The 25927-nt window shown below is 68.3% G+C and carries 29 protein-coding genes; 15 read left to right on the top strand and 14 right to left on the bottom strand.

Annotation, left to right across the window (positions count from 1 at the left end; translation table 11 throughout):
- Window position 1: 1 nt before the first annotated feature.
- Entirely contained in the window at window positions 2–391 is a 390-nt protein-coding gene (locus QTI05_RS04890; RefSeq protein WP_286541743.1) for a dihydroneopterin aldolase, read from the bottom strand.
- A complete protein-coding gene (locus tag QTI05_RS04885) occupies window positions 388–1173 on the bottom strand; it encodes an SDR family oxidoreductase (RefSeq protein ID WP_286623142.1) in 786 nt (261 codons plus the stop codon). Before QTI05_RS04885 ends, QTI05_RS04890 begins: the two co-directional genes overlap by 4 nt.
- Window positions 1174–1193: 20 nt before the next feature.
- Between QTI05_RS04885 and QTI05_RS04880 the strand changes: the two genes are divergently transcribed.
- Window positions 1194–2291, top strand: coding sequence for a class I SAM-dependent methyltransferase (locus QTI05_RS04880; protein WP_286623140.1), 1098 nt, complete (start codon window positions 1194–1196; stop codon window positions 2289–2291).
- 22 nt (window positions 2292–2313) lie between these two features.
- Here the strand turns inward: QTI05_RS04880 and QTI05_RS04875 are convergent, their stop codons facing one another.
- Window positions 2314–2709: a DUF5329 family protein gene (locus QTI05_RS04875; protein WP_286623139.1), complete on the bottom strand. Its 396-nt coding sequence runs from the start codon at window positions 2707–2709 to the stop codon at window positions 2314–2316.
- A gap of 135 nt (window positions 2710–2844) precedes the next feature.
- Between QTI05_RS04875 and hisN the strand changes: the two genes are divergently transcribed.
- Genes hisN through QTI05_RS04860 form a run of 3 tightly spaced genes read left to right on the top strand, consistent with a single transcriptional unit; the run spans window position 2845 to window position 4782 of the window.
- On the top strand, window positions 2845–3624 hold the full coding sequence (hisN, locus tag QTI05_RS04870) for a histidinol-phosphatase (protein ID WP_286623138.1): 780 nt from the start codon (window positions 2845–2847) through the stop codon (window positions 3622–3624).
- Window positions 3621–3815 (top strand): DUF2905 domain-containing protein, encoded by a 195-nt coding sequence (locus QTI05_RS04865; RefSeq protein WP_286541748.1) that lies wholly within the window; start codon window positions 3621–3623, stop codon window positions 3813–3815. The genes hisN and QTI05_RS04865 overlap by 4 nt, the downstream gene beginning before the upstream one ends.
- Before the next feature lie 22 nt (window positions 3816–3837).
- Window positions 3838–4782, top strand: a complete 945-nt coding sequence (locus tag QTI05_RS04860; RefSeq protein WP_286623137.1) for an ROK family protein — start codon at window positions 3838–3840, stop codon at window positions 4780–4782.
- Here the strand turns inward: QTI05_RS04860 and QTI05_RS04855 are convergent.
- Window positions 4779–5744 carry a LysR family transcriptional regulator gene (locus tag QTI05_RS04855; RefSeq protein ID WP_286623136.1) on the bottom strand — a complete coding sequence of 322 codons (966 nt, stop codon included), beginning with the start codon at window positions 5742–5744 and terminating at the stop codon, window positions 4779–4781. The genes QTI05_RS04860 and QTI05_RS04855 overlap by 4 nt on opposite strands.
- A 112-nt stretch (window positions 5745–5856) precedes the next feature.
- On the opposite strand from QTI05_RS04855, the gene QTI05_RS04850 reads away from it, so the two are divergent.
- From QTI05_RS04850 to aroE, 5 genes are read left to right on the top strand one after another with little or no spacing between them, the layout of a single operon-like run.
- Window positions 5857–6792, top strand: a complete 936-nt coding sequence (locus QTI05_RS04850; RefSeq protein ID WP_286541751.1) for a ketopantoate reductase family protein — start codon at window positions 5857–5859, stop codon at window positions 6790–6792.
- Window positions 6789–7172 carry a VOC family protein gene (locus tag QTI05_RS04845; protein ID WP_286623134.1) on the top strand — a complete coding sequence of 128 codons (384 nt, stop codon included), beginning with the start codon at window positions 6789–6791 and terminating at the stop codon, window positions 7170–7172. Before QTI05_RS04850 ends, QTI05_RS04845 begins: the two co-directional genes overlap by 4 nt.
- Before the next feature lie 42 nt (window positions 7173–7214).
- Window positions 7215–7667, top strand: a complete 453-nt coding sequence (locus QTI05_RS04840) for a MaoC family dehydratase (RefSeq protein ID WP_286623132.1) — start codon at window positions 7215–7217, stop codon at window positions 7665–7667.
- On the top strand, window positions 7664–8890 hold the full coding sequence (locus tag QTI05_RS04835) for a CaiB/BaiF CoA transferase family protein (protein ID WP_286623130.1): 1227 nt from the start codon (window positions 7664–7666) through the stop codon (window positions 8888–8890). The genes QTI05_RS04840 and QTI05_RS04835 overlap by 4 nt, the downstream gene beginning before the upstream one ends.
- A gap of 13 nt (window positions 8891–8903) precedes the next feature.
- Complete coding sequence (gene aroE / locus QTI05_RS04830) at window positions 8904–9725, top strand: shikimate dehydrogenase (protein ID WP_286623127.1); 822 nt, start codon at window positions 8904–8906, stop codon at window positions 9723–9725.
- Between the two features lie 24 nt (window positions 9726–9749).
- Here the strand turns inward: aroE and QTI05_RS04825 are convergent, their stop codons facing one another.
- A complete protein-coding gene (locus QTI05_RS04825) occupies window positions 9750–10511 on the bottom strand; it encodes an SDR family NAD(P)-dependent oxidoreductase (protein WP_286623126.1) in 762 nt (253 codons plus the stop codon).
- 117 nt (window positions 10512–10628) lie between these two features.
- Here QTI05_RS04825 and QTI05_RS04820 point away from each other — a divergent pair, with 117 nt between their 5' ends.
- Window positions 10629–11537: a LysR family transcriptional regulator gene (locus QTI05_RS04820; protein WP_286623124.1), complete on the top strand. Its 909-nt coding sequence runs from the start codon at window positions 10629–10631 to the stop codon at window positions 11535–11537.
- Between the two features lie 3 nt (window positions 11538–11540).
- Here QTI05_RS04820 and otsA read toward each other — a convergent pair whose 3' ends face one another.
- From otsA to QTI05_RS04805, 3 genes are read right to left on the bottom strand one after another with little or no spacing between them, the layout of a single operon-like run.
- Window positions 11541–12929 (bottom strand): alpha,alpha-trehalose-phosphate synthase (UDP-forming), encoded by a 1389-nt coding sequence (otsA, locus tag QTI05_RS04815; RefSeq protein ID WP_286541758.1) that lies wholly within the window; start codon window positions 12927–12929, stop codon window positions 11541–11543.
- Window positions 12926–13690, bottom strand: coding sequence for a trehalose-phosphatase (gene otsB / locus QTI05_RS04810; protein ID WP_286541759.1), 765 nt, complete (start codon window positions 13688–13690; stop codon window positions 12926–12928). The genes otsA and otsB overlap by 4 nt, the downstream gene beginning before the upstream one ends.
- A 55-nt stretch (window positions 13691–13745) precedes the next feature.
- The gene (locus QTI05_RS04805) at window positions 13746–14891 is read right to left on the bottom strand and encodes a tRNA nucleotidyltransferase/poly(A) polymerase-related protein (RefSeq protein ID WP_286623123.1); all 1146 of its coding nucleotides are present in this window, start codon (window positions 14889–14891) and stop codon (window positions 13746–13748) included.
- A gap of 102 nt (window positions 14892–14993) precedes the next feature.
- Between QTI05_RS04805 and QTI05_RS04800 the strand changes: the two genes are divergently transcribed.
- A complete protein-coding gene (locus QTI05_RS04800; RefSeq protein ID WP_286623122.1) occupies window positions 14994–15461 on the top strand; it encodes a tetratricopeptide repeat protein in 468 nt (155 codons plus the stop codon).
- 14 nt (window positions 15462–15475) lie between these two features.
- Here the strand turns inward: QTI05_RS04800 and QTI05_RS04795 are convergent, their stop codons facing one another.
- The 3 genes from QTI05_RS04795 to QTI05_RS04785 form a co-directional block, all read right to left on the bottom strand.
- Window positions 15476–16177: a glutathione S-transferase family protein gene (locus QTI05_RS04795; RefSeq protein WP_286623121.1), complete on the bottom strand. Its 702-nt coding sequence runs from the start codon at window positions 16175–16177 to the stop codon at window positions 15476–15478.
- 98 nt (window positions 16178–16275) lie between these two features.
- Window positions 16276–16788 carry an MgtC/SapB family protein gene (locus QTI05_RS04790; RefSeq protein WP_286541763.1) on the bottom strand — a complete coding sequence of 171 codons (513 nt, stop codon included), beginning with the start codon at window positions 16786–16788 and terminating at the stop codon, window positions 16276–16278.
- Between the two features lie 20 nt (window positions 16789–16808).
- On the bottom strand, window positions 16809–18806 hold the full coding sequence (locus QTI05_RS04785) for a lytic transglycosylase domain-containing protein (protein WP_286623120.1): 1998 nt from the start codon (window positions 18804–18806) through the stop codon (window positions 16809–16811).
- Between the two features lie 9 nt (window positions 18807–18815).
- On the opposite strand from QTI05_RS04785, the gene QTI05_RS04780 reads away from it, so the two are divergent.
- Window positions 18816–19433 carry a 5-formyltetrahydrofolate cyclo-ligase gene (locus QTI05_RS04780; RefSeq protein WP_286541765.1) on the top strand — a complete coding sequence of 206 codons (618 nt, stop codon included), beginning with the start codon at window positions 18816–18818 and terminating at the stop codon, window positions 19431–19433.
- Window positions 19434–19437: 4 nt separating this feature from the next.
- Here the strand turns inward: QTI05_RS04780 and QTI05_RS04775 are convergent, their stop codons facing one another.
- Complete coding sequence (locus QTI05_RS04775) at window positions 19438–20421, bottom strand: LysR substrate-binding domain-containing protein (protein WP_286623118.1); 984 nt, start codon at window positions 20419–20421, stop codon at window positions 19438–19440.
- Between the two features lie 124 nt (window positions 20422–20545).
- Between QTI05_RS04775 and QTI05_RS04770 the strand changes: the two genes are divergently transcribed.
- Both QTI05_RS04770 and QTI05_RS04765 read left to right on the top strand, forming a co-directional pair.
- A complete protein-coding gene (locus tag QTI05_RS04770; RefSeq protein ID WP_286623116.1) occupies window positions 20546–20857 on the top strand; it encodes a DUF2917 domain-containing protein in 312 nt (103 codons plus the stop codon).
- Window positions 20858–21316: 459 nt separating this feature from the next.
- Window positions 21317–22624, top strand: a complete 1308-nt coding sequence (locus QTI05_RS04765) for a hypothetical protein (RefSeq protein WP_286623115.1) — start codon at window positions 21317–21319, stop codon at window positions 22622–22624.
- Here the strand turns inward: QTI05_RS04765 and QTI05_RS04760 are convergent, their stop codons facing one another.
- Entirely contained in the window at window positions 22625–23551 is a 927-nt protein-coding gene (locus QTI05_RS04760; protein WP_286623113.1) for a glycosyltransferase family protein, read from the bottom strand.
- An 80-nt stretch (window positions 23552–23631) separates the two neighbouring features.
- Window positions 23632–24525 carry a DUF6279 family lipoprotein gene (locus QTI05_RS04755; protein ID WP_286623112.1) on the bottom strand — a complete coding sequence of 298 codons (894 nt, stop codon included), beginning with the start codon at window positions 24523–24525 and terminating at the stop codon, window positions 23632–23634.
- Between QTI05_RS04755 and glmU the strand changes: the two genes are divergently transcribed.
- A complete protein-coding gene (glmU, locus tag QTI05_RS04750) occupies window positions 24524–25924 on the top strand; it encodes a bifunctional UDP-N-acetylglucosamine diphosphorylase/glucosamine-1-phosphate N-acetyltransferase GlmU (protein ID WP_286623110.1) in 1401 nt (466 codons plus the stop codon). The genes QTI05_RS04755 and glmU overlap by 2 nt on opposite strands.
- Window positions 25925–25927: the final 3 nt, after the last annotated feature.

The raw sequence follows: 25927 nt of genomic DNA, 5'->3' as shown, positions 1-25927 counted from the left end.
TTCATTTGCTCCGGAAAACTTCGACGCCGACGGAATGGCAGTCGGGATACACATCGGGCTTGGCCGTCGACACGCGTGCGGCCTGCACCTTCGGGTGCGCCAGCACCTGCGTCAGGATGTCGTCGCACAGCGTTTCCTGCAGATGGATGTGCCCCTTGCTCAGGCGTGCGGCGACGGTTCGGCGGATGAAGTCGTAGTCGACCACTTCGTCGAGCTCGTCGGCCCGGGGGGTCGAAACGGCCAAGGGCACGTAGAGGTCGACGTTGATGATCACGCGCTGTTCGGCGCGCTTCTCGAACTCGTGCACGCCGATGTTGATCCACACCTCGTAGTCGCGCAGGAACACGCGCCGGCAGGAGAGCAACAAGGGGTCGAGGGCGGCAAAAGTCATGGAGTGCTTGCTTTCAGCAGGTCGTCGACGACGAACATGATGTCGCGTTCCAGCGGCACCAGGTGCTGGCCGTTGTCGACGCTCAACGTGGTGCCTGTCACGCTCGGCGTGCCGGCCAGGAAGACGCAGCTTTTCGCCACATCGGCGGGATCGATCGGCCGGCGCAGCAGGTTGGCGCGCGCGGCCCGGGCAAAGTTGGCCTCGTTCTGCGGCCCGCTCTTGAACAGGATGCCCGGCGCCACGCCGCACACGCGCACGGCCGGCGCCAGCGCCTGGGCCTGCAGCGCCACCGAGCGCTCGAGAGCGAGCTTCGAGACGGTGTACGAGAAATAGTCGGGGTTCAGGTTGAACACCTTCTGGTCGAGGATGTGGATGGCACAACGGTCTGCGCCATCGGCCGGCTGCTTCGCCAGCAGGCGCGCGAACGAGAGCGGCGCGATCAGGTTCACGCCGAGTTGCTTCAGCGCGGCCTCGGCTTCGAAGTCGAGCCCGGTGTCGGGCTCGAACGCCGAGGCGTTGTTGACGACGCAGTGCAGCGGTGCGTCCGCCGTGACCCGTGCGACCAGCGCTTGCCGGCCCGCTTCGCTGGCGATGTCGGCCTCGATGGCCGCGGCCGCATGCCCTTCGTCGCGCAGCCGCGCGCAAAGCGCTTCGGCCGCCACGCGCGAGGCCCGGTACTGGCACCAGACCCGCCAGCCCGCGCGCGCGAAGGCCTCGCAGACCGCGGCGCCGAGCCGTTGTCCGCCACCGGTCACGAGCACGCCGGGGGTCGTCGTTGCCATGCTGATAGATTTCCGCTTCTATGAAATTGGAGCCAGGCGCCGAGCGCGCCCATCCGCTGACCCGGATTATCGACGCCACGCTCGCTCGCTCGGGCGGCTGGTTGCCCTTTGACCGCTTCATGGCGCTGGCCTTGTACGCGCCCGGCCTCGGCTACTACGCCAACGACAGCCGCAAGTTCGGACAGATGCCGGCGTCCGGCAGCGACTTCGTCACCGCGCCCGAGATGACGCCGCTGTTCGGCCAGGCCCTTGCGGTGCAACTGGCCGAGGCACTGGAAAAAACCGGCACCGACACGGTGTGGGAGTTCGGCGCCGGCTCCGGCGCGCTGGCCGCGCAAGTGCTCGATGCACTGGGCAAGCGCGTGAAGCACTACCGCATCGTGGATCTTTCGGGCAGCCTGCGTGCCCGTCAGCGCGTGACCCTGGCGCGTTTCGGCGACAAGGTCGAATGGCTCAGCGCCTTGCCCGACACCATGCAGGGCATCGTGATCGGCAACGAGGTGCTCGACGCGATGCCGGTGCAGCTGCTGGTGCGCGTGGGCGGCCGCTGGTTGGAGCGCGGCGTGGTGGCGCACGAAGCGGGCTGGGCCTGGCAAGACCGTCCGACCGACCTGCGTCCGCCGGTCGAGCCCGAGGGCCCGCAGGACTACCTGACCGAGATCCATCCCCAGGCCGAGGCCTTCATCGCCACGCTGGCCGACCGGCTCACCCGCGGTGCGGCGTTCTTTCTCGACTACGGCTTCCCCGAGGCAGAGTACTACCACCCGCAGCGCCACATGGGCACCGTGATGTGCCACAAGGCGCACCTGGCCGACGGCGACCCGCTGGTGGACGTCGGCGCCAAGGACATCACGGCGCACGTCAACTTCACCGGCGTGGCGCTGGCGGGCCAGAACGCGGGGCTGGAAGTGCTGGGCTACTGCAGCCAGGCCCGGTTCCTCATCAACTGCGGTCTGACGTCAAAAATGGAGCACGCCACGCAGGCGCAGCGGGCGCTGGCGGCCCGCTTGATCCATGAACACGAGATGGGCGAACTGTTCAAGGTGATCGGCTTCGGCATCGGCGCGCCCTGGGAACCACTGGGCTTCGCCGAAGGCGACCGCAGCCACACGCTCTGAGCACCGGCGCCGGGAGTGCGCGTCAGCGCTGGCGCAGGGCGCGCAGCTCTTCGTACAGGAAGTCGCTCGATTCGCGCACCGCGTTGCCGCCCGCCATCCTGACCTTGTAGGTGACCTTGGTCATCTCCGACCGGGTGCCGCAGCGCAGGATGAAGTCTTCCGCGGTGACGATCTCCTGCTTGAAGTACTCGTACTTCTCGCGCATGTGCCTGGCCGCGTCGGCCGCGCTGTATTCGTTGCCATTGCGCAGGAAGACCATGTTGGCCCTGGCCGCTACCCGCTGGATCAGGCTCTCGATGATCTTGTCTTCGCTCGCCGACGGCGTGGCGCCGGCCAGTCCGGCAGTGCCCGCCAGCAGAAGAAAGGTGCAACAGGCGTTGCGAAAGAACGCGAGAAACATCGATCCACCCAACACCATGCCAGCTCCGTGCCGCGGGCCGGGGGTCGGCGCTGGGCGTATTCGGGCCGGATGCTAGGCGGGCGCCACGCCGGCTGTCAATCCGGCGGCAAGCCGGCTCGGTTCTAATGCCATCTTGTTCCGCTTTTGCCTGCCATGAGTTCCACACGCCCCGAAGAATCGCTGCGCATCGCGCGGGCCCTGGCCGATGCCGCGGCGGCCGAGTCGATGCGCTGGTTTCGAACGCCGCTCGACATCATCACCAAGGCCGACGAAAGCCCGGTCACGCTGGCCGACCGCGCGGCCGAAACGGCCATGCGCGACATCCTCGGCGCGCAGTGCCCGGCCGATGGCATCTACGGCGAGGAGCACGGGCTCGTGCGACTCGATGCCGCGCGCATCTGGGTGCTCGACCCGATCGACGGCACCCGCAGCTTCATCACAGGCTCGCCGCTCTGGGGCACGCTGATCGGTCTGCTCGAGGGCGGGCGCGTCACGCTCGGCATCGTCGACATGCCGGTGCTCGGCGAGCGCTGGGTCGGCCAGGCCGGAATCGGCGCGCACCGCAACGGCGAAGCCGTGCGCGTGAGCGCCTGCGCAGAAGTGGCCCAGGCCCGCATCGTCACCACCTCGCCCGACATCTTTGCGCCGGCCGACTGGCATGCCTTCGACCGGCTGAGTCGCCGCTGTGCAATGCGCCGCTTCGGCGGCGATTGCTACGGCTATGCCCAGCTTGCGGGCGGCACCATCGACCTGGTGGTCGAGGCCGGCCTGCAACCCTATGACTACCTCGGCCCGACGGGGTTGATCGAAGCGGCGGGCGGCGTCATCACCGACTGGCAGGGCCAGCCGCTGGGCCTGAATTCCGACGGCCGTGTCATCGCTGCCGCCACCCCCGCGCTGCACCGCGCCGCGCTCGAACTGCTGCGTGAATGATCCGCTGGCTCATCGTCGTCGTGCTCGCGCTGGTACTCATGAGCGGGCTCACCGAGTTCCTGCGCCGCTATGGCTTCGGGCGCCTGCCCGGCGACTTCGAATTCCGCGCCTTCGGGCGCAACTGGCAACTTCCGATCGCGAGCACGCTGGTGCTCAGCATGATCGCGGCGTTGATCGCGCGATGGATCTGACAACCACAAGGACAGACAAGAAATGAGAGCCTGCGTCGACATCGGCGGTACCAAGCTGGCCGTGAGCCTGGCGGCCGACGGCCAGTCGCTGGATGGCAGCGCCCGGCCCTTGCTGGGCCGCCGCAGCGAACCGACCGCCAAGACCGGCGACAACTTCGCGGTCGCGCGGCAGATCCTGCGCATGGTCGACGAGGTCTGTGCCGAGCAGAAGATCGCGCCTGAGGCGGTGCGGCGCGTCGGCGTGTCGTCGGCCGGGCCGTTCGTGCTGAGCGCCGGTGCGATCGAACTCGCCACGCCCAACATCTGCGGCGGCATCGCCGGCCCAGCGCGCGGCCTGCCCAACGACTGGATGACCGCGCCCGTCGAGGCACCGCTGGCCGTCCGCTTCGACGAGGTGCGCGTCGAGAACGATGCCGTCGGTGCGCTCGAGGCCGAGCGCCGCTGGGGGGCGCTCCAGGGCGTCGGCCATTGCGCCTACGTCACCTGGAGCACCGGCATCGGCGTCGGCCTGTGCGTCGACGGGCGCGTGCTGCACGGCAAGAACGGCAACGCCGGCCACGCCGGCCACACCTTCGTGGTCGACGACGACAGCAATGCGCTGTGCGGCTGCGGCAACGTGGGCGACGTCGAGGGACTGACCGCGGGCAACGCGATTGCACGCCGCTTCGGGCAGCCGGCCGAAGCGCTGTTCGCTGCGGCGGCGGCCGGCGATGCGGCGGCGCTGGCGCGAGTCGACGCGCTCTGCCGCAGCATGGGCCGCATGCTCTACAACCTGGTCGCCACGCTCGATCTGGAGCGCATCAGCCTGGGAGGCAGCGTGTTCTGGAACAACCGCGAATTCCTGCTGCCGCGGCTGCAGGCGCAGATCGATGGCAGGCTGCCCTCATTGACGGCGGGCGTCACGCTGGTGCCCGCGGGGCTGGGTGACAAGGTGGGCGACTACGCGGCGCTGGCGCTGCTGGACTAGCGGCTGGCCATCCTTCTGACGGGTTTGGGTGCGTGCTGGCCGCGCGCCGCAAACAGCCGGGCGCACAGCTCGCGCAGCCAACGGTTGGCTGGATCCTCGTGATACCGCGCGTGCCAATGTTGCTTGACCGTGAAGGGCGGCACCGGAAGCGGGCAGGGGAACACGGTCAGGCCGCCGGTTCTGGCCAGCGTTTCGCCAATGTGGCGGGGCAACGTGGCGATCAGATCCGTGGTCTCCACGATCGCCGCCAAACCCAGAAAGCCCGGAAGTTCCAGTTGCACCCGCCGTTCGATGCGGTGCCTGGCCAGCGCCGCCTCCAGCAGTTGCCCGCCGGTGCCACCGGCGATGCCGACATGCGCCTCGGCCTTGTAGTCGCGCAGGCCCAAGGCCTTGGCACCGATGCGCGGGTGCCGCGCATTGACCAGACAGACCCAGTCCTGCGGAAACAGCACCTGCTGGTAGAAGCCTGACTCCAGCCAGGGCACCAGGCCGATTGCCAGATCGGCCTCGCCGGACTGCAGGGCCTGGGCCGTCTCGCCATCGATGCGCGCTGCCACCAGCCGCACCTTGGGTGCCGACGCGCGCACATGGGCCAGCAGCTGCGGCAGCAGCGTCACATGGCTGGCGTCCGTCATGCAGATGCGAAAGCGGCGGCTGGCGGTCGCAGGGTCGAACACGGCCTGCGCGATGGCCAACTGGCGCAGCGAGCGCAACGCTTCGCGCACGATGCCGATCAGCATCTCGGCGCGCGGCGTTGGCTGCATGCCGCTGGGCGTGCGCACGAACAGCGGGTCGTTCAATTGCCGGCGCAGCCGTGCCAGCCAGATGCTCACGGTGGGTTGGCTTTGCCCGAGCTGTTCGGCGGCGCGCGTCACGCTGTGCGTGCTGTAGAGCAGCTCGAACAGGCGCAGCAGCTTGATGTCGAGCAGCCCGGCGTCGGGGGTGTCGGTCGTTTCATTCATTGCGAAATGCAATGTACGTTATTGCGGTAGCTGCATTTTGGAAATGTTGATTGCTCCCTATCGTTGAGTCCGTTGCCAGGCCGCATCGGCTCGGACGAACAAGGAGACCTGCTTGAAGATCCATTTTTTGGGTGCCGGCGCCCTCGGTTGCGCGATCGGCGGCACGCTCGCCGCGGCGGGTTCCGAGGTCACGCTGATCGACCCGTTCCGGGCCCACGTCGACGCCATCAACCGCAACGGCCTGCGCATGAAGGACGGCAATTCGGAGCGCACCGTCAAGGTCAGGGCCGCACTTGATGCCGGCGGCCTGGAGCCGGCCGACCTGGTGATCGTGCTGGTCAAGTCCTTCCACACGCGTTCGGCGATCGAAGGCGCACGCAACATCGTCGGGCCGGACACCGCCGTGCTGTCGCTGCAGAACGGCATGGGTCACGAGGAGATCCTGGCCGAGGTGGTGGGTCGCGCGCATGTGCTGGCCGGCAAGACCTACGTCGGCGGCGTGCTGCTCGGCCCCGGCCACGTCATCGCCGGCACGCGCGGCAAGCGCACCGTGATCGGCGAGCTCGACGGCCGCCTCAGCGCGCGCGCCAGGGCCATCGCCGCCGAATTCGAGCGTGCCGAACTGCCCACCGAGCTCAGCGACAACATCCTGGGCGTGATGTGGGACAAGCTGCTCATCAACGTGTCCACCGGCGCGCTGAGCGGCATCACCGGCCAGACCTACGGCAGCCTCTATGCCGTGCCCGAGATCGAAGCGACCGCCGTGGCCGCAGTGGCCGAAGCGATGGCGGTGGCGCGCGCCGCCGGCGTCACGCTGTCGATCAAGGAGCCGCGCGACGCCTGGGTCATGGCCGCCGACGGCCTGCCGCCGGAGTTCAAGACCTCGATGCTGCAGAGCCTCGAGAAAGGCTCGGCCACCGAGATCGACTACATCAACGGCTCGGTGGTGCGCGCAGGCGCCAAGCACAACGTGCCGACGCCGGTCAACCAGACGCTGGTAGCCGCCATCAAGGGCATCGAGCGCCGCATGGAGGAGACGACCCGATGAGCCAGCCGAAAGCCTATCTGGAACACGTCGCCATCTGGGTTCAGGACATCCACTGGCACATCAAGTTCTTCCACGACGTTTGCGGCATGGCGATGCGCGAGGTGCAGGGCTCGATCGAAGCGCCGGCGCAGTACTGGACGCTGGGCGGCATGCAGTTCATGGCCAACCCCGATTTCGTCGGTCCCGAAGGGCGGCTGGGCCACCTCGGCGTGATGTGCGAAGACCTCGAGGCTGCATTGGTCGCAGCGCAGGCCTTCGGCGTGACCGAGATGCCGCAAGGCCGCAACTGGCTGCGGCTGCCCGACGGCCTGGCCGTCGAATTCATCCAGGCCAGCAAGGGCGCCGTGGCGCAGGCACTTGCCGTGCAGCCGCGCGATTGACCCCTGTTCAACAAGACGAGACACCAAGGAAACACCACCACCATGGCCATCGAAGACAAGTACTGGGACGACGCCGTCGTCGGCGAGGCATGCACCAGCCCGCCCTACGAAGTGACCGAGGCTCGCGTCATGGCCTACGCCGATCTGACCGGCGACCACACGCCGGTGCACACCGACGAGGCCTACGCGCGCACCACGCCGTTCGGCACGCGCGTGGCGCACGGCCTGTTCGGGCTGTCGGTCGCCGACGGGCTGAAGACTGGCAGCGACATGCGCTTCATGCCCGGCATGTCGCTGGGTTGGGAATGGAGCTTCGTCGGCCCGATCAAGCTCGGCGACACGGTGCGCGTGAAGTTCCACGTCGGCAGCAAGCGGGAATCGAAGAGCAAGCCGGGCTGGGGCATCCTGGTGTTGCCGTCCGAACTCGTCAACCAGCGCGACGAGGTGGTGCAAAAGGGCGAGCACCGCGTGATGATTCCGCGGAGGCCGGCATGAGCGCTGCGCAGCAGGCGCTGCCACTTGCGGGCATCCGCGTGGTCGACTACAGCCACTTCCTGGCCGGCCCCTACGTCGGGCGCTGTCTGGCGGCGCTCGGCGCCGAGGTGATCAAGGTCGAGCGTCCCGGCACCGGCGACGCCGGCCGCCAGCATGCCTGGTTCGTCGGCGAGCACAGCGGCTATTTCCTGCAGCAGAACATGGGCAAGAAGGGCCTGTGCGTCAACACCAAGGATCCGCGCGGCCGCGAACTGATGCAGAAACTGGTCGACAGCGCCGACGTGTTCGTCGAGAACTACCGCCCCGGCGCGCTGAAGAAGCTGGGTCTGGGCTACGAAGGACTGGCGACGCGCAATCCGGGCCTGGTGTATTGCTCGATCTCGGCCTACGGTCACACCGGGCCTGATGCGCACCGTGCCGGCTTCGGCCTGATCGCCGAGGCCAAGAGCGGGATCATGCAGATGGTCGGCAACCCGGGCGAGGCGCCGCCGCTGCTGCGCATCTCGCTCGGCGACATGTACACCGGAATCCACGCCGTGGCCGCGATCAATGCCGCGCTGCTCGGCCGCGTGAAGTCGGGCCGGGGGCAGCACATCGACATGGCGCTGTACGACACGCTGGTGTCGATGCACGAGTATGCGGTGCAGTGCTACACGCTGTCCGACGGCAAGGAGGTGCCGGTGCAGACCGGCCACGACATGCCCAATTCCACGCTCTACGGCGTGTTCCGCGCGCAGGACGGCGACCTGGTGATCGCCGCGCAGGTGGACGATGCCTGGAAGCGCTTTGCCACGCTGGTCTCGCAGACCGGCGGCCCGGCCGGCTTCGGTGCCGACACGCGCCTGCACACTTCGACCGGCCGCAACGCGAACCGGTTGGACATCCTGCCAGTGGTTCGCGCCTGGGTCGAAGCGCGCCCGGTGGCGCGAGTGCTGGAATTGCTCGATGGCATTGACGTGCCATGCGCCAAGGTGCAGCGCATCGACGAGGTGCTGGCCGATCCGCAGATCCAGGCACGCGGCATGGTGGTCGAACAACAGCATCCGGCGCTCGGCCCGATCCGGCTGCCGAATCTGCCGTTCCGCTTCTCGGGCTGCGACACGACGCAGACGCAGGTCGCGCCCGACCTGGGCCAGCACAACGCGGAAGTCGCCACGAGCCTGGGCTTCAGCGACGCGCAGATCGCCGACATGCAGGCCGACGGCGTGCTCTACGCCAAATGAGAGGGGCGAACAAATGACCGACCGCTACGCCGTCATCGGCAATCCCATCGGCCACAGCAAGTCGCCGCTGATTCATGGCAGCTTCGCCGCGGCGACGGGCCAGGACATTGCCTACAGCGCGATCGAAGGGCCGCTCGACGGTTTTGCCGATACCGTGCACGCGTTCCGCGCTGCCGGCGGCTTTGGCATGAACATCACCGCGCCGTTCAAACTGCAGGCTTTCGACCTGGCGACCGACAGGCTGGAGCGCGCCGAACTGGCCGGCGCCACCAACGCGCTCAAGTTCGAAGGGAGCCGCATCTACGCGGACAACTTCGACGGCGTCGGCCTGGTCAACGACATCACGCGCAACTTGGGCGTCGCGATGAAGGGCGCGCGCGTGCTGCTGCTCGGTGCCGGCGGCGCGGCGCGCGGGGCGCTGCTGCCCTTCCTGGCGCAGGCGCCGGCCGAGTTGGTGGTGGCCAATCGCACCGTGGCGACCGCCGCCGGGCTGGCCGGGAAATTCGCGGCGCACGGCCGCGTGGTCGCATCAGGCTACGCCGAGCTCGCCGGCCAGCGCTTCGACATGGTGATCAACGCCACTTCGGCCAGCCTCAAGGCCGAACTGCCGCCGCTGCCGGCCGAGGCGTTGCAGGGCGCCGGGCTGGCCTACGAACTGGTCTACGGCAAGGGCCTCACGCCCTTCCTGCGGCTCGCGCAGAACGCTGGCGTGCCAAGACTGGCCGACGGTGTGGGCATGTTGGTCGAGCAGGCTGCCGAGGCTTTCGTGTGGTGGCGCGGCGTGCGCCCCGACACGCGTGCCGTGATCGACCGCATGACGATCCCGCTGATCTGAGCGCGGCGGCTGGAGGCGGCGACCTCAAAGAAACATGCCGCCCGACACCTCGATCCGCTGGCCGGTGATCCAGCGGTTGTCGGGCTGCAGCAGCATCGAGATTGCACCGCCGATGTCGTCGGGCAGGCCGACCCGGCCCAGCGCGGTCTGCGACGCGATGGCTGCGTTCATCTGCGCGTTGTCGCGCACCACGCCGCCGCCGAAGTCGGTCTCGATCGCGCCCGGTGCCACCACGTTCACCGCGATGCCGCGCGCACCGAGCTCCTTGGCCAGGTAGCGCGTCAGCACCTCGATCCCGCCCTTCATCGACGCATAGGCCGCGTAGCCGGGCAGGGCGAAGCGCGCCAGGCCGGTCGATACGTTGACGATGCGCCCGCCGTCGGCGATCAGCGGCAGCAGCGCCTGCGTGAGGAAGAACGGGCCCTTGAGCTGGATCTTCATCAGCATGTCGAACTCCGCTTCGGTGGTCTGCGCAAAGGGTGCGTTGATGCCGACGCCGGCGTTGTTGACCAGATAGTCGAAGCGCTCGCGCTGCCACACCGTGGCGAGCGCGCTTTTCACGGCCGCGGCGAAAGCGGTGAAGCCGGCGCTGTCTGCCACGTCGAGCGGCAGTGCCACCGCGCGGCGGCCGAGCGCTTCGACCTGCTGCACCAGTTGCTGCGCTTCGTCGGCGCCGCTGCGGTAGGTGAGGATCAGGTCGACGCCGCGTTCGGCCAGCTTCAGGGCGGTGTTCTTGCCGAGGCCGCGGCTGGCGCCGGTGACGAGTGCGATGGGAGCGGGGCTCATGTCGGTTCCTTTCAGGTTCAGAGTGGATGGACTGAACTTTAGAAGGGAACAATCAAGCGATAAACCAGCAAAGATAGACATAATCGTTCTGCATAAAAGAACAATTGAGTCGACGCCATGGACTTCGCCCTGCTGCAAACCTTTGTGAAGGTCGCCGAACTCGGCAGCTTCACGCGCGCTGCGGAACAGCTCGGGCTGCCGAAATCACGCGTCTCCACCAGCGTGCAGCAACTCGAGGCCCAGCTCGGCACGCGGCTGCTGCACCGCACCACGCGCACCGTGCGCGTGACGCCCGACGGCGAACAGTTTCTGGAGCGCGGCAAGGCGCTGCTGGCCGATGCGGAAGAACTGCAGGCCTTGTTCCAGCACGCGCCGAGCAGCCTGCGCGGCCGGCTGCGCGTCGACCTACCGACCGGCCTGGCGCGCAGCGTGGTGATTCCGCGCCTGCCGGAATTCCTGGCTGCGCATCCACTGGTCGAGATCGAACTCAGTACCACCGACCGGCGCGTCGATCTCGTCCACGAGGGCTTCGACTGCGTGCTGCGCGTGGGCCAGTTGCAGGATTCGGGGCTGGTCGCCCGGCGCCTCGGCCAGCTGTCGCAGGTCAACTGCGCGAGCCCCGCCTACCTGGCGCAGTACGGCACGCCCCGCACGCTGGAGGATCTGGCGCGCCATCGACTGGTGCGCTGGGCGTCGAGCCCCGGCGGCGCCGTGTCCGGCTGGGAGTACTACGACGGAGAGCGCTACCGCGTTCTGGAAATGCAGGGCGTGATCACCGTCAACCACACCGATGCCTACCAGACCGCCTGCCTGGCCGGCCTTGGGTTGATCCAGGCGCCGCGCTTCGGCGCCATGTCCTCGCTGAACGCAGGCCTCCTGGTCGAAGTGATGCCGGGGTTTACTGGTGAGCCGATGCCGGTGTCGTTGCTCTACGCGAACCGGCGAAATCTGTCGAAGCGCGTGCAGGCGCTGATGGACTGGCTGGCCGAGGTGTTGGCACCGCACCTCGACCCGGTGTCAGGCTGAGCGTCAGTCGCCCGGCGGCGTGGCCTCGCTGAGCGCCTGCAGGAAGGTGCGGCGCCACCAGTGCACGTCCTGGTCGCGAATGCCCTGCAGCAGCTTCTGGTGCCGGTGGCGGCGTTCTTCCAGCGGCATCTGCAGCGCCTGCTGCATCACCTCGGCCGTGCCGTGGGTGTCGTAGGGGTTCACCAGCAGCGCCTCTTTCAGCTGCTCGGCCGCGCCGGCAAAACGCGACAGCACCAGCACGCCGGGGTCGGCCGGGTCTTGCGCCGCAACGTATTCCTTGGCCACCAGGTTCATGCCGTCGCGCAGTGGCGTCACCAGGCCCACGGCGGCCGCGCGGCACAGGCCGGGCACGCGCTTGCGCGCCACGTTGCGGTGGATGTAGCGCACCGGCATCCAGTCGAGCTCGCCGTAGTCGCCGTTGATCGCGCCGCACAGCGACTCGAGCTCGCGCCGGATGTCGCCATACGCATCGACCGTCTCGCGCGTGGGCGACGCGATCTGGATCAGCGTCGCGCTACGCCGGTTCTCGGGGTAGTGCGCCAGCAGTTCGCGAAACGCGCGCACGCGGTTCGGGATGCCCTTGGAATAGTCGAGGCGGTCGATGCCGAGCAGCAGCCGCCGCGTCGAATACTCGCGCTTCATGGTGTCGTACATGTCGCGCGCTTCCTTCGCGTGCGTGAGCGCGGCGAACTCGTCGACGTCGATGCCGATCGGAAACGCGCCGCAGCGCACCGTCTGTCCGTAGGCGCGGTACATGTCGTTGCCGAGCGCCTCGCCATGGGCTTCGCTCAGCACGTAGCGCTCGAAGTGTTCCTGGTCCTGGCGCGCCTGCAGCCCGATCAGGTCGTAGGCGAACAGCGAGCGGGTGAGCCACTCGTGCTGCGGAATGGCCGCCATGATGATCTGCGGCGGCAGCGGAATGTGCAGGAAGAAGCCGATGCGCTGGCGGCACCCCATCGCGCGCAGCTCGGCCGCCAGCGGGATCAGGTGGTAGTCGTGCACCCAGATGATGTCGTCTTCCTTCAGCAGCGGCAGCAGCTTGCGCGCAAACAGCTGGTTGGCGCGCCGGTAGCCGCCGATGAAGCCGGCCTCGAACCGGGCCAGGTCGAGCCGGTTGTGGAACACCGGCCACAGGACGTCGTTGCTGTAGCCGAGGTAGTAGCTGTCGTGGTCTTCACGGCTCAGGTCGAGCGTGGCCAGCGTCACCTTGCCGGCCTGTTGCTTGTGCAGTTCGCCTTCGCCGGCGGGCCCGCCCTCGATCACCGTGCCGCTCCAGCCGAACCAGAGGCCGCCGGTCTGCTGCAGCGTTTCGCCGAGCGCCACTGCCAGTCCGCCGGCAGCCTGCTTGCGCGGATCGGCCACGCGGTTGGAAACGACGACCAGGCGACTCATGCCGGCGTGCCCTCGGCCGCGGGCCGAGGCCCGGCCGCGAGCAGGTCGCGCGCCTGCAGCAGCCACTCGAACACCGCGCGGGGCGATTCGAGCCGGTGCACCGCAAGGCTCGGCCCGCTGCCGACCTTGATGGCCACGCCGCCGCGCGGCTGCACCACGGCAAAGCCGGTTTCGTCGGTGGTGTCGTCGCCTGCGAACACCGGCATGCGTCCGGCGAAAGGTGCCTCGCGCAGGAAGGCGTCGATCGCGATGCCCTTGTTCACGCCGGCCGGCTTCACTTCGAACACGAACTTGCCGTGCAGCAGCTCGAACTGGGGCTGCCCCGCGATCACGCGCGACATGGTCTCGCGGCAAACAGCCTCGAGATCCGGCGCGAGCCGGTAGTGCAGCGCGATGGCGGCGTGCTTGCGTTCCACCAATAGGCCTGGGTGCGCGCCGGCGAGCTCGTTGGCTGCGTCGAGCACCGCCACCAGGTCGGGTGGGCGCTGCTCCTGCATATGACCTTCGGCGTCGCGCCGCTGCACACCGTGCTCGCCCGCGGCCGGCAGCCGCAGCGGTGCCAGATAGCGGTCGATCGAGTCGATCTGCCGGCCCGACACCACGGCTACGGCACCGCCGAGCAAGTCATGAAGATCACCGAGCAGCGCGACCAGTGCCGGTGGAATCTCGATCGCTTCGGGGGTTTCGGCCAGGGCGACCAGGGTGCCGTCGAAGTCGAGAAAAAGGGCGGCGTCGGGGGTAAGGCGGGGAGGCGTCAGCATGGGTTGCCAACCATAACCCCGCGCCGGCCATGCCGCTGTCGGCCAATGCCGGTAATCAGGCGCGCGGGATCGACGCCACCGCCGCGACCCGTGCTGCACGGATGGCGTCCCCGATCTTCGGGCCGGTCGCGCCGGCCCGCTGGGCATCGCGTGCTATCGAATCCGTAGCAACAGCCCGGGCGGCGGCAAGGGCTGCGGCGAGGCGGGGGCGCGGCGCATAGCTGCCGGCGCGCTCGCCGAGCACGCCGCACTCGCAGGCCAGCAAGGCCTGTTCGAAGCGCTGCGGCTTGCGGATGGCATCGCAGCGTTCCAGCAGATCCATCACTTGCGCGGCATCCAGTTCGGTGGCTGCATCGATGCGGTGGCCCTCCCGGTCGACCAGCAGCGCCAGATCGCGCTCTTCGATCGGCACGCGCCAGCGCTCGCACAGCGCGGGCAGCGCCGGCCCGAGGCCGCGCATGACACAGGCAAAGCGCACCGGCAGCGGAGCGCCGATCTGCGCGGCGCGGTCGAGCGCCCGCATGCGGGCCGTGGCAGGGTCGAGTTCCGGCAGCAGCCGCTCGAGCGCACCGCACTCGTGCAGCACCGCGAACATGCGCGACGGCCTCGCTTCCATCAGCCCGCGTGCGAGCTCCTGCCAGACGCGTTCGGGCACCAGCGCATCGACCTCGCCGGCGTCGACCATTTCGCGCATCAGCGCCATGGTTTCGGGCGCGACGCCGAACTGGTGAAAGCGCGCGGCGAAGCGCGCCACGCGCAGGATGCGCACCGGGTCTTCGCGGAAGGCGTCGGTCACATGGCGCAGCACCTTGTCGCGCAGGTCGCGCTGGCCGTTGAACGGGTCGACCAATGCCTCCAGGCTCAATGGAAACTGGCCGCCGTCGCCCGCCAGTTCGGCCGGGAGTGCGATCGAATTGATGGTGAGGTCGCGCCGCGCCAGGTCTTGCTCCAGCGTGACGTCGGGCGCGGCATGAATGGTGAAGCCGCGGTAGCCCGGCGCGCTCTTGCGCTCGGTGCGCGCCAGCGCGTACTCTTCGCGCGTTTGCGGATGCAGGAACACCGGAAAGTCGCGCCCCACCGGCAGGTAGCCGCGCTGCGTCATCTCTTCGGGCGTGGCGCCGACCACGAGCCAGTCGCGGTCCGATACCGGCAGGCCGAGCAGACGGTCGCGCAGCGCACCGCCGACAAGGTAGGTTTTCATGGGCGCAGTGTAGGGGCGTGCACCGGCGGGCCGGCCATCCGGTGGATTGACCAGCCGCCGCAAAAGTACTTCACTGGCGTCTGTGACACAGGAGCGCGCAGCATGAAACTCCCGCACGCGGCGATGGCCGCATTGGTCGCGCTGGCGCTGCATCAGCCCGGCTTTGCCGCCGAGACGCCAGCGGCGCCCGGCACCGACAAGCTTGCCCCGGTCAAGGCCCAGATCGCACAGCGCAACTGGAGCGGGGCCATCCAGGAGCTGAAGAACATCAACGACGTGAGCAGCGCCGACTGGAACAACCTGATGGGCTACAGCCTGCGCAAGTCCGCCACGCCCGACTACGCGGCGGCCGAGCGCTACTACAACCTGGCCCTGCGCATCGACCCTAAACACCGCGGCGCGCTCGAGTATTCGGGCGAGCTGTACCTGATGACCGGCGATCTGCAGAAGGCCGAGGAGCGGCTGGCCGCGCTCGACAAGGCCTGTTTTTTTCCCTGCGAAGAGCACACCGACCTGAAGCGCGCGATCGAGCGCTACAAGGCTGCAGGCAACAAGTACGTCCCTGAGTAGCTCAGCGGCTTGAGTCAGCGGCCCAGGCGGTACGGTTCCTCGAAATCCAGGAAGTCGCGCTCGGCCAGCGCGTCGTCGACCCAGGCCTTGACGCCCGGCAGCGCCTCGACGCGCTTCAGGTAGGCCGCCACCTCGGCCGGCACTGGCAGCGCATAGCGCGTGAGCCGCATCACCACCGGCGCGTAATAGGCGTCGGCCACGCTGAAGCGGCCGAACAGCATGCCGTCGGCATGGCTGGCGGCGTGGTCGGCGAGCAGTTCGCTCCACATCGAAACGATGCGGGCGACGTCGGCACGCACGGCCGCGTTGTCGCGCCAGATCAGCGCGCCCTGGGTTGCAAGGTCGGCCTCGATGTTCATGATGCAAGCCGAACGGAGCGCGCCAAAACCCGCATGCATCTCCGCGCAGATGCTGCGCGCCCGGGCGCGTTGCGCGCGGTCGGCCGGCCAGAGCTGCGCGTCGGGGCAGGTTTCAGCCAGGTATTCGGCAATGGCCAGCGTGTCCCAGACGATGAGGCCGTCGTCCACCAGCACGGGCACGAGGCCGTTCGGGTTCAGCGCGCCAATGGTGCGCTTGAACTGGGAGCCGGGTGAAAACGCATCCTCTCCGAAGGGCACCATGACTTCCTCGAATTCGATGCCGGCCTGCTTCATCAGCACCCAGGGCCGCATCGACCACGACGAATAGTTCTTGTTGGCCACGTAGAGCTTGCGCATTTCCCATCATCCTTTTCGATTGCAGAGCCAGCGATGCTAGCGGCCCGGACTGTCGGCGTTGATGCCAAAAACGCGGGGAATTGATGCGGCGTGGTGCGTCAGCGCTTGTCGGCCGGCTGGCCGAGCGCGCGTTCGATCAGGCTGACCAGCCGCGGCACGAGGGCCAGCACCGCCAGCGCCAGCAGCGTGCTGAGTGCGGCCGTCGATTCACGGCCGAGCCCGCAGGCCATGCCGATGGCGGCCGTCATCCACAGGCCGGCCGCGGTGGTGAGCCCCTGCACCTGCTGCTCGTCCTTGCCCTGCTTGAGGATGGTGCCGGCGCACAGGAAGCCGACGCCGGCGATCAGCCCCTGGATCACACGACTCATGTCGGCCGGCACGATGCCGGTCTGCTGCGGAACCAGCACGAACATCGCGGAGCCGATCGCCACCAGCATGTGGGTGCGCACGCCCGCCGCCTTGCCCTGCTGCTCGCGCTCGAAACCGAGCACGAAGCCGAGCAGCGCGGCCAGCGTGAGCCGCACGCCGATGCGGGTGAGTTGCGCAAGATCCGTGACGTCCGAGAACTCGGCCGCAACGGTGTCGGTGATCGTGTCCCAGGCAGAGGCCATTGCGCGCTCGGCAACTCAGCTCAGGGCAGGTCTTTGTTGACTTCCGGAATGCGCGCATCGCGCGGCCCGATCATGCCGAGCCGTGCCTTCAGCGACTGCGGCTGGCCGGTGATGATGGCCGCGTAGTTGGTGGTGTTGGCCAGCACTTTTTTCACGTAGTCGCGCGTTTCGGTGAACGGCACGTTCTCGGCCCAGATCGCGGCCTCGACCACCGGCCCGTTGCGCCAGTTGCGCGGGCGGCCCGGGCCGGCGTTGTAGGCCGCCGCGGCCAGCGGCATGGAGCCGTCGAAGTCGTCGAGCGCCAGCTTGAGGTAGCTGGTGCCGATGGTGATGTTGGTGTCGCGGTCGTTGATCTGGTTCGACGTGAAGCCGGCCATGCCGATCTTGTTGGCGGTCCATTTGGCGGTGGCGGGCATCACCTGCATCAGGCCGGAGGCGCCGACGCCGGAGCGCGCGTCCATGATGAAGCGGCTTTCCTGCCGGATCAGCCCGTAGACGTAGGCCGGGTCGAGCCCGATGTCCTGGCTCTTGCGCAGCACCGCGTCGTGGTAGGGCATCGGGAAGCGCTGTTCGGGGTCGATCACGCCCTTGGTGCGCTCGCTTGTGTTGATGCAGCGATCCCACACCTCGCGCTGGCAGGCGAAGTCGGCCGCGGCCAGCAGGCCTCGGTCGTCCATGCCGCCCTTGTCGTGCAGGTTGGTGGCGTAGTTCCACTCGCGCGTGCCTTCGGGGCGCAGGCCGATCGCGATGGCGTAGAGGGCGCGGTTGAGCCCGAGGTTGTTGCGGGCACCGTCTTTTTCCTCGGCGGTCAGCGGTGCGGGCCGGGTCGGCATCGTTGCACGCTGGCCCAGTTCTTCGAGGGCCAGCAACTCGTAGAAGCCGCGCGTGCCGGCGATGCTTTCGAACAGGCGACGCGCCTCGGCCTTGCGCTCGTCGCCGCCGGCGACCTGCAGCGAGCGGGCGCGCCAGTAGACCCAGGTCGGATCCTGCTTGCCCTCGGCGCTCATCGCGCCGGTGGCGGCCTGCACCTCTTTCCAGTCGCCGGCGCGCAGGGCGGCGCGGGCTTTCCAGCCGAGCATGTCGTCCGACAGGTCGCTGTTCTTCGTGACGTTGGCGTAGTAGCCCATCGCCTGCGGGGACAGCTTGCCGGCCGCTTGCCGGCCAATGACGCCCCAGACCCAGTTGCGCTCCTCCGGCGAGAGCATCGGCCCCCACTTGCTGTCGAGCTGGGTGGCGGCCTGCTCGGGGTCGGCGATGGCGATCTTGATGAGCGCCAGCACCACCAGTTCCTTGCGCGACTTGGCGGCCACGAAGGCGCGGCCGAGCAGAAATTTGGGCGCGCTGGCATTGACTTCGTCGAACAGCGCCACCGCGTCCGGCGCGGCGATGGTCACGGCGCCACGTGCGGCCTGCGGCCGATTCGCCTCGATCGCGAGGCGGGCCTTCTTCCAGACGTCGTTGGGCGAAAGCATGCGGGCCGACACCAGGCGGTCGGCCGCGGTCATGCAGCCGTCGTCGTTGTCACGCTGCGCGAACCAGTTGCGCCGCACCTCGTCGGCATGGGCTGCGCCGGGATTGCCGGTGCGCAGCATGTCGACCAGCACTGCATAGCAGCGCACCTGGGCGTCGTCACCCATGCGGTAGGCCGGATGCAGGCTCGCAAAGCCGTCCCAGTCGCGGCGCTGGCCGAGCAGCAGCAGCCAGTCGTTGCGCAGGCGGTCTTCCTGGTAGGTGCCGGCGTAGCGGCCGAGGAAATCCTGCACCTCCTGCGCGCTGGCTTCCTGCAAGCGGGCCTTCAGTTCCCAGTACGCGGCCCAGGGCTCGAGTGCATGGCCGCGGGCCTGCGGGAGCAGCGCGGTCAGGCGCGCCTTGTCGCCACGCTGGAAGGCCTGCTTCATCTGCAGCAGGACGTCGTCGTTGCGGTTCTGTGCGCAGGCTGGCTGCAGCATGGTGGCGACCGCCAGCACAAGAATGGAGAGGAGGGAGCGCCGGGGTGCCAAAATGCTTCGAAACTGCATCGGGGGATTATGGACAAGTCAAAGGGTGCCGACACCTCGGCCACCGCCAGTTTTCTCAAGGGCCAACTGCGCGCCGCGCTGATCGAGCAGCGCCAGGCGCTGCCCGACCGGCAGCAACGCTCCGATCTGTTGCAGCGCGTGATGCGGATCTGGCTGGTCGGACGGCCCGACACGGTGATCGGCGCCTACTGGCCGATCAAGGGCGAGTTCGACCCGTTGCCGGCGCTGCATCGCTGGAAGGAAGACGGCGAACTGCTCGAAGAGCCGCACCGCCGCCGGATCGGCTTGCCGGTGGTCAACCGCGAGCACAAGACGCTCACGTTTCACAGCTGGTACCCGGGCTGCCCGATGGAGCACGACGCCTACGACATCCCGAAACCCAAGGACACCGAACTGATCGTGCCGACGCTGCTGTTCGTGCCTTGCCTGGGCTACAGCGCAGGGGGCTACCGGCTCGGCTACGGCGGCGGCTTCTACGACCGTACGCTGGCGACGCTGCAGCCGAAGCCCTTCACCGTGGGGCTGGGCTTCACGCAGGGCTTTCTCGACGATTTCGAGCCTGAAGGGCACGACGTGCCGCTGGATGCGATCCTCAACGACAACGGCGTGGTCTGGCCGATAGGCTAGAAAGTCAGTCCATGTGGTCGACGGTGTCCGGGTCCGGCACCTCGCCGATCGTCTCGCGCGTGGTGGCGGCCTGCGCCTCCAGCCACTCACAGAACGCCTTGATTTCGGGCCGCAGCGCGTTGCGCGGGCCGATCAGCAGCCAGTAGGCCATCGGGGAATCCAGGCGGTGCTGCGGCAGCACCTCGACCAGGTCGCCGTTGGCCAGGCTCTCGGCGATCAGTGAACTGCGCGCCAGCACCAGGCCCTGGCCGGTCAGCGCGGCCTGCACCATCTGGTAGGCGTAGTTGAAGTACAGCCAGCGCGGCGGCTGCGCCCGGCTTTGCCCTGTGACCTCGAACCAGCGCCGCCAGGTCAGCCATTCGAGGTGCGTACGGTGCGCGTCGCCGGCCTCGATCAGCGTGAAGTTCACCATGTCGGCCGGCTTGCGGATCGGGGGGCTGCCCTTGATGAGCCAGGGGCTGGCCACCGGCGTCAAGGTTTCGCCGAACAGGCGCACTGCGCCGGCCGGCATCGCCTCGGGCGGGCCGTAGCGCAGCGCGATGTCGACATCGGCCATTTCCAGATCCATCGCCACGTCGCTGGCGTCGATGCGGATGTCGATGTCGGGGTTGTCGCGCTGAAATGCTTCGAGCCGGGGGATCAGCCACATCGAGGCGAACGAGGCAAAGGTGGTGAGCGACACGCTCTTGCGGCCCGCGCTCTGGCGGATCTGCCGCACCGCGCCGTCGATGCGCGGCAGCGACTGTTGCACCGCCAGCAGCAGTTGCGCGCCGGCGCTGGTGAGCTCGACCGCCCGGGTGTGGCGCAGGAACAGCGGCACGCCGACTTCTTCCTCGAGTGACTGGATCTGGCGGCTCACGGCCGATTGCGTGAGCGCCATCTCTTCGGCGGCCGCCCGGAAGTTGAGATGCCGCGCCACCGCCTCGAAGGCGCGCAGATGACCGGCCGCAATCGGCCGGGAACGCAGGTGGGTCTGGGAATGCTGCACGGTGATTGATGCGGAAACGGAATCAGTAGCCTACCGCGTTTTCATTGGACTGCCAACGGGCCAGCGCCGATCATTCATTCCTGAATCGTGCTTATGCGATTTAAGGAAACCTCAGGAGTCCATCATGTCCACCGCCGTTTGCACCGCGTCCTCGTCCCTGTCGCTGCCCGTCCGTCCGGCCGCCATTCCGGCGGCGGCACGTCGAGGTGCGTGGCAACTTTCCGCCGGCCAGGCCACGAGCCTCAAGGCCACTCAAGCCAGCGTGCTGCGGATCCGGCAAGGCCGGGTCTGGGTCACGCGCGACGCCAACGCCCGTCACGCCAGCGAAGACCTGGTGCTGGCGCCCGGTGAGTCGCTGGCCGTGGTGGCCGGTGACCGCATCGTGATGGAGCCGTGGGACGGCTACGGCGCCACGTACACCTGGGACGTTGCCTGAGCCAACTGCCGGGGCTGGGTGGCGACTCAGCCTGGCATATCGTAGTTCCACGGGGCGTTCTGATGCTGCTTGCATTCGGGGCGCGTGCCGAGGACATCGGGTACCTCCCTCCGCGAATGTCCCCCGGCCTGCGGCCTCCTCCTTTATTTCGCTGCGGGAGGCACCCGATGCCCTCGGCACGAGTGCCGCTGCGTCGTGTTCGTCGATCAACCACTGCTCTGACGGATCGCGTCGACGGCGTGCTCTGCGCAGCGAAATAAAGGAGGAGGGCGAAGCCCGGGGGACATTCGCGGAGCAGAGCACGCCGTCGGCGTGATCCCGCCCCAGGGTCGTGTAGTGCAGGTCGGTTCAGTTGCGGAAATGTCAAAAAGGCCCGGTCGCGGCCCTATAGTCCTCGGGGTGAAACTCGATGACCATGCCGCGCCGATCCATCTGCCACGGCCGACTCCACTGATCTAAATGACTGTTCTTGCCCTTGTGCGCCGGGTCGCGGCGGTTGGCGGCGTCGAGACCCTGGGCGTCATCGCCGGCGGGTTGGCCGGCCTGCTGATCGTCAATGTCTTGCCCAAAGACCAGTACGCCCAATACACCTTCCTGCTGGCGTGCATGACCCTGCTGCTGGGCGTCACCGACCTTGGCATTGCCCATTGCACCCTGCCCGTGGTGGGCCAGCGGGCGCGCGAAGTGCCCTGGGTGGTCGGCGCATGCCAGCGCGTGTTCCATTGGCGCTGGGCATTGCTCGGCGCAGGCGTGCTGGTCGTGGCGCCCTACCTCCACTACACGACCCGCGAGCACGGCTGGGGCGGGGCGGCTTACTGGATCGCGGCGGCGCTGTTCGTGGTGATCGTGTTGACCACCTTGCGCGAACACTATGCCAACGCCGTGCTGCTGATCCTCGGCCACGTGCCGACGCTCAACAAGATCGGGCTCAAGACGACCGCGGTGCGGCTGGGGTTGGTCGGCCTCGTGCTGCTGTTGCCGATCACAGCCTATTCGGTCACCGGCATCGTGGCCGCGACGGCGGCCGCGGGCATCGTCAGCGTGCTGCTGTACCGCCAGGCGCTGACAACGCACGGAATCGCGGAAACGCGGCTCGATGCGGGCGACGCAAAGCGCGTCGACGCCCAGGTGCTGCGCATTGCCAGGCCACTGGTGCTGCCGGCCGTCTTCTACCAGGTGCAGGGCGTCGTCACCGTGTTGCTGGTGTCGCTGTTCGGCACGGCGAACATGCTGGCCGAAGTCGGTGCGTTCGGGCGGCTCGCGATGGTGCTGATGGTGCTGGACCGCATGACCAACGTGTTGCTGTTTCCCGCCATCGCGCGGGCGCCGACCGGCCCGCGCCTGGCCACGACGATGGTGCGCGTGCACCTGCTGTACCTGCTTTGCATGGCGCTCGTGCTGGCAAGCGCCGTATGGCTGCCGCAATACTGGATCCTGCTGCTCGGCAAGCAATACAGCACCATGGCGGCCTACGTGTGGATCGTGTTCATGGCCTCGATGCTGAACAACGCCGCCGGCATGGCATTTCGTACCCTGACGGTACGCGGCACCACGGCCAACCAGAGCTTCAGCATTCCGCTGGTGCTGGCGGTTCAGGCGCTGTACCTGTGGCTGTTCGGTGCGGCCGACCTGCGTGCGGTGCTGCTGTTCAACCTGGCGACCGCGTTCGCCAATTTCGGCTACCAGTATCTGCTGCTGGTTGTGGCGCTGCCGCAGTTCCGTGCGGCCGCACCACCGCCCCCGCCGGCGGTCGAGGGCGCCGGCTGACTAGGTGCGGCGGTACACCCGGCCGATCGCACCGGCGATCTGCATGGTGAGCTTCCGGCGAGCCAGTTCGTTGTCCGAAAAGACCCTGATCGGGTGGTTGGCGTACGCAAAGTAAGCCTTCGCCGGTAGCGAGGGCGGAAAGCCCCGCAGCGCGCGCCGGATGTGGCCGCCGTGCCAGGGTTTCGCCGGGCCGATGGCATGCGACAGGTAGTAGCCGCCGGGCATGAAGTCCATGCCGTCGGCGCCAACCGTGTTGAGCTTGTCGTCGCAGGCGGTCAGCGCGAAGTTCATCGCATCCTGATCGGTCGAATTGAACAGCGCCGCACCGCCCCCCACCTTGATGAGTTTGGGTCCGTTGTAGGCCACCACCACCTCGCAGACGCGACGCCACAGGTCGAGAAAACCGATGCTGCTGCGCGGGATGCCAATGAAGCCGGCATTGAAATACCGGTCCAGCGGACGCCGTTCGACGAAGCCATGCGGCGCGAAGTGCTCGCGCCACAGCAGGCGCTTGGGATGGCGCGCGGGAAAGCGGAAGTTGACGTCTTCGCACAGCGCGACGCCGCCGTCGAGGAACCAGCCGGCCAGCGCCGGCCAGTCGCATTTGACGACGATATCGGGGTCGATGTAGGCCACCGTGTCGAGCTGCGGGTTCTGCGCCAGCAGGTCGGCGATGAAAGTGGGCTTGTAGTAGGTGAAGTGCAGTGGCGTGTCGAGCACCACGAAGCGCAACACCAGCGAGGGACTCGCCTGGAAGTGGCCGACTTGCGGGTCGAAGCCCGGCGCGTCGAGTACCCAGCGCGGCAACGGCCCGCGGTAGCCGACCCAGAGTTCACCCTGGTAGCCCGAGGCCACCAGCGAATTCGCCAACGCGGCCACGCCGTAGTGGTAGTTGCCCTCGAAGAGCGTGCAGAGCGAGATGTTCATCGGTTGGAGGGTGGTTGGCGGGGTCGCAACGTTGCGGCGAGGGCAGTGTAATCAAGCGCCGCAAGCGCCGTGCCACGCCGTCACTGCGCCGAGGCAAGTTCCCGCACGTCGGTCTGGTACGCCTGCAGCCGCCGCACCGCACGCTCGCGCTGCGCGGCCGATGTGCCGTTGTGAAGCGTCGCGACGTTGCGGCAACCCTCCTGCAGCATGGCCTGCTGGTAGGTGCGCCAGGGCCCGGGTGGCGGGTCGGCGATGCGCAGGACGTACGCGTGCAGCGCGGCTCGCACTTCTGCCGGCGGGGTCTGGTTGGCCCGGAATCCGCGCAACAGCGCCAGCGCCTCCTGCTGGCGGTTGCGGCGCTCGGCGTCGACGCGCTGCGCACTGAACGCCGACTGCGCCACCTGCTGCCGCAGCAGCTCGCGCTGCGGCCTGTCGAGCGTGCCGTAGAAGTCCTCGTTGCGCTCCAGAAACTGGTCGTAGCGCTTGTCCTGCTGCCTGGCCTCGCTCCGCGCGAGCCAGTCCTTGCGGTAGTCGGCGTTGACCTTGACGTACTTGCGCTCGAGCTGCTGCAGCTGCGCGTCGCTGAGGCTCAGCGCGAGTTCGGCGCCGGCCGCCTCGGCGCGCTCGGCCACCGCCAGCAGGCGGGCGCGGATCTCGTCGCCGACTTCGCACACCTGGGCCGGCGTGATGTCGTCGGTCGCCAGCGCCTCGGCCTTCTGCAGCAGGCGCGTGACCTTCGGCAGTTCGTTGCGGCGGTGCCAGTCCAGCAACTGCGCGAGCTCGTCGCGCATGCGGGGAGTCTGGGCACCGTCGAAGTCGACATACCCGTCGAGCCACCAGTAGCTCAGTTCCGGCAGGTTGTTGTAGGCCAGCTTGACGGCGCTGCACGCGGCCAGCAAGGAGGCCAGCAGCAGCACGCCGATAATTCGCGACTGCTTCGCGCAGCCACAACGCATTCGGGAAACAAGACGCATGACACAGATTCCGCAAGACAACCAGGGGCCGGTCGACATCGTCGTCATGGCGGCCGGCAAGGGCACGCGCATGAAGAGCAGCTGGCCCAAAGTGTTGCACCGTTTGGCCGGCCGTGCGCTGGTGCTGCATGTGCTCGATACCGCGGCCCGGCTGAACGCCCGGCACGTGGTGGTGGTGACCGGTCATGGCGCCAACGAGGTCGAGGCCGCGCTGGCCGATGCGCCGTGCGCGCCGCGTTTCGCGCGTCAGATACCGCAGCTCGGCACCGGCCACGCCGTGCAGCAGGCCGCGCCGCTGCTGCCCGACGATGGCATCGTGGTGGTGCTCTCGGGCGATGTGCCGCTGATCCGCGAAGACACCTTGCGGGCCTTGATCGCGGCGAGCGCCGGCCGACGCCTGGCGCTGCTGACCATCGATTTCGACGACCCCACCGGCTATGGCCGCATCCTGCGCGAAGGCGACGCGGTACAGGCGATCGTCGAGCAGAAGGACGCGAACGAGGCACAGCGGGCGGTCAAGGAGGTCTACAGCGGCGTGATGGCGGTGCCGGCGCGCCTGCTCAAGCCCTGGCTGGCGCGGCTCGACAGCCGCAACGCCCAGGGCGAGTTCTATCTGACCGACATCGTGCGGCTTGCCACCGTCGACGGCGTGCCCGTGGTGGCGCACCGCACCGACGACCGCCTGCAGGTCACCGGCGTGAACGACCCGGCCCAGCTCGCCGCGCTCGAGCGCGCCTGGCAGCGCCGCCAGGCCGACGCGCTGATGGCGCAGGGTGTGCGGCTGGCCGATCCGGCGCGCATCGACGTGCGTGGCACGCTGGCCTGCGAATCGGATGTCGAGATCGACGTCAACTGCGTGTTCGAAGGCGCGGTGTCGCTGGGTGCCGGTGTCACGGTCGGCGCCAATTGCGTGATCGCCAATGCGCGCATCGAGACCGGCGCGGTGATCCATCCCTTCACGCACATCGACGGCGAGCAGGCCGGCGTGACGGTCGGCGCCGGCTCGCGCATCGGCCCGTTTGCCCGGCTGCGGCCCGGCGCCCGGCTCGGCGCCGAAGTGCACATCGGCAATTTCGTCGAGATCAAGAATTCCACCCTGGCCGAGGGCGCCAAGGCGAACCACCTTGCCTACATCGGCGACGCCACGGTGGGCGCACGCGTGAACTACGGCGCCGGCAGCATCACCGCCAACTACGACGGCGCCAACAAGCATCGCACCATCATCGGCGACGACGTGCACGTGGGCAGCAACTGCGTGCTGGTGGCGCCCGTCACCATCGGCGCGGGCGGCACCGTGGGCGGCGGCTCGACCGTGACGAAATCGACCGCACCCGGCGTGCTGACCGTCGCACGCGGCCGGCAAGTGAGCTTTGCCGACTGGGTGCGGCCCCGCAAATAGCTT

Source organism: Variovorax fucosicus (assembly GCF_030316825.1).
In the GTDB taxonomy this organism is placed as follows: domain Bacteria; phylum Pseudomonadota; class Gammaproteobacteria; order Burkholderiales; family Burkholderiaceae_C; genus Variovorax; species Variovorax fucosicus.
This window is presented reverse-complemented; position numbering and strand designations above follow the sequence as displayed.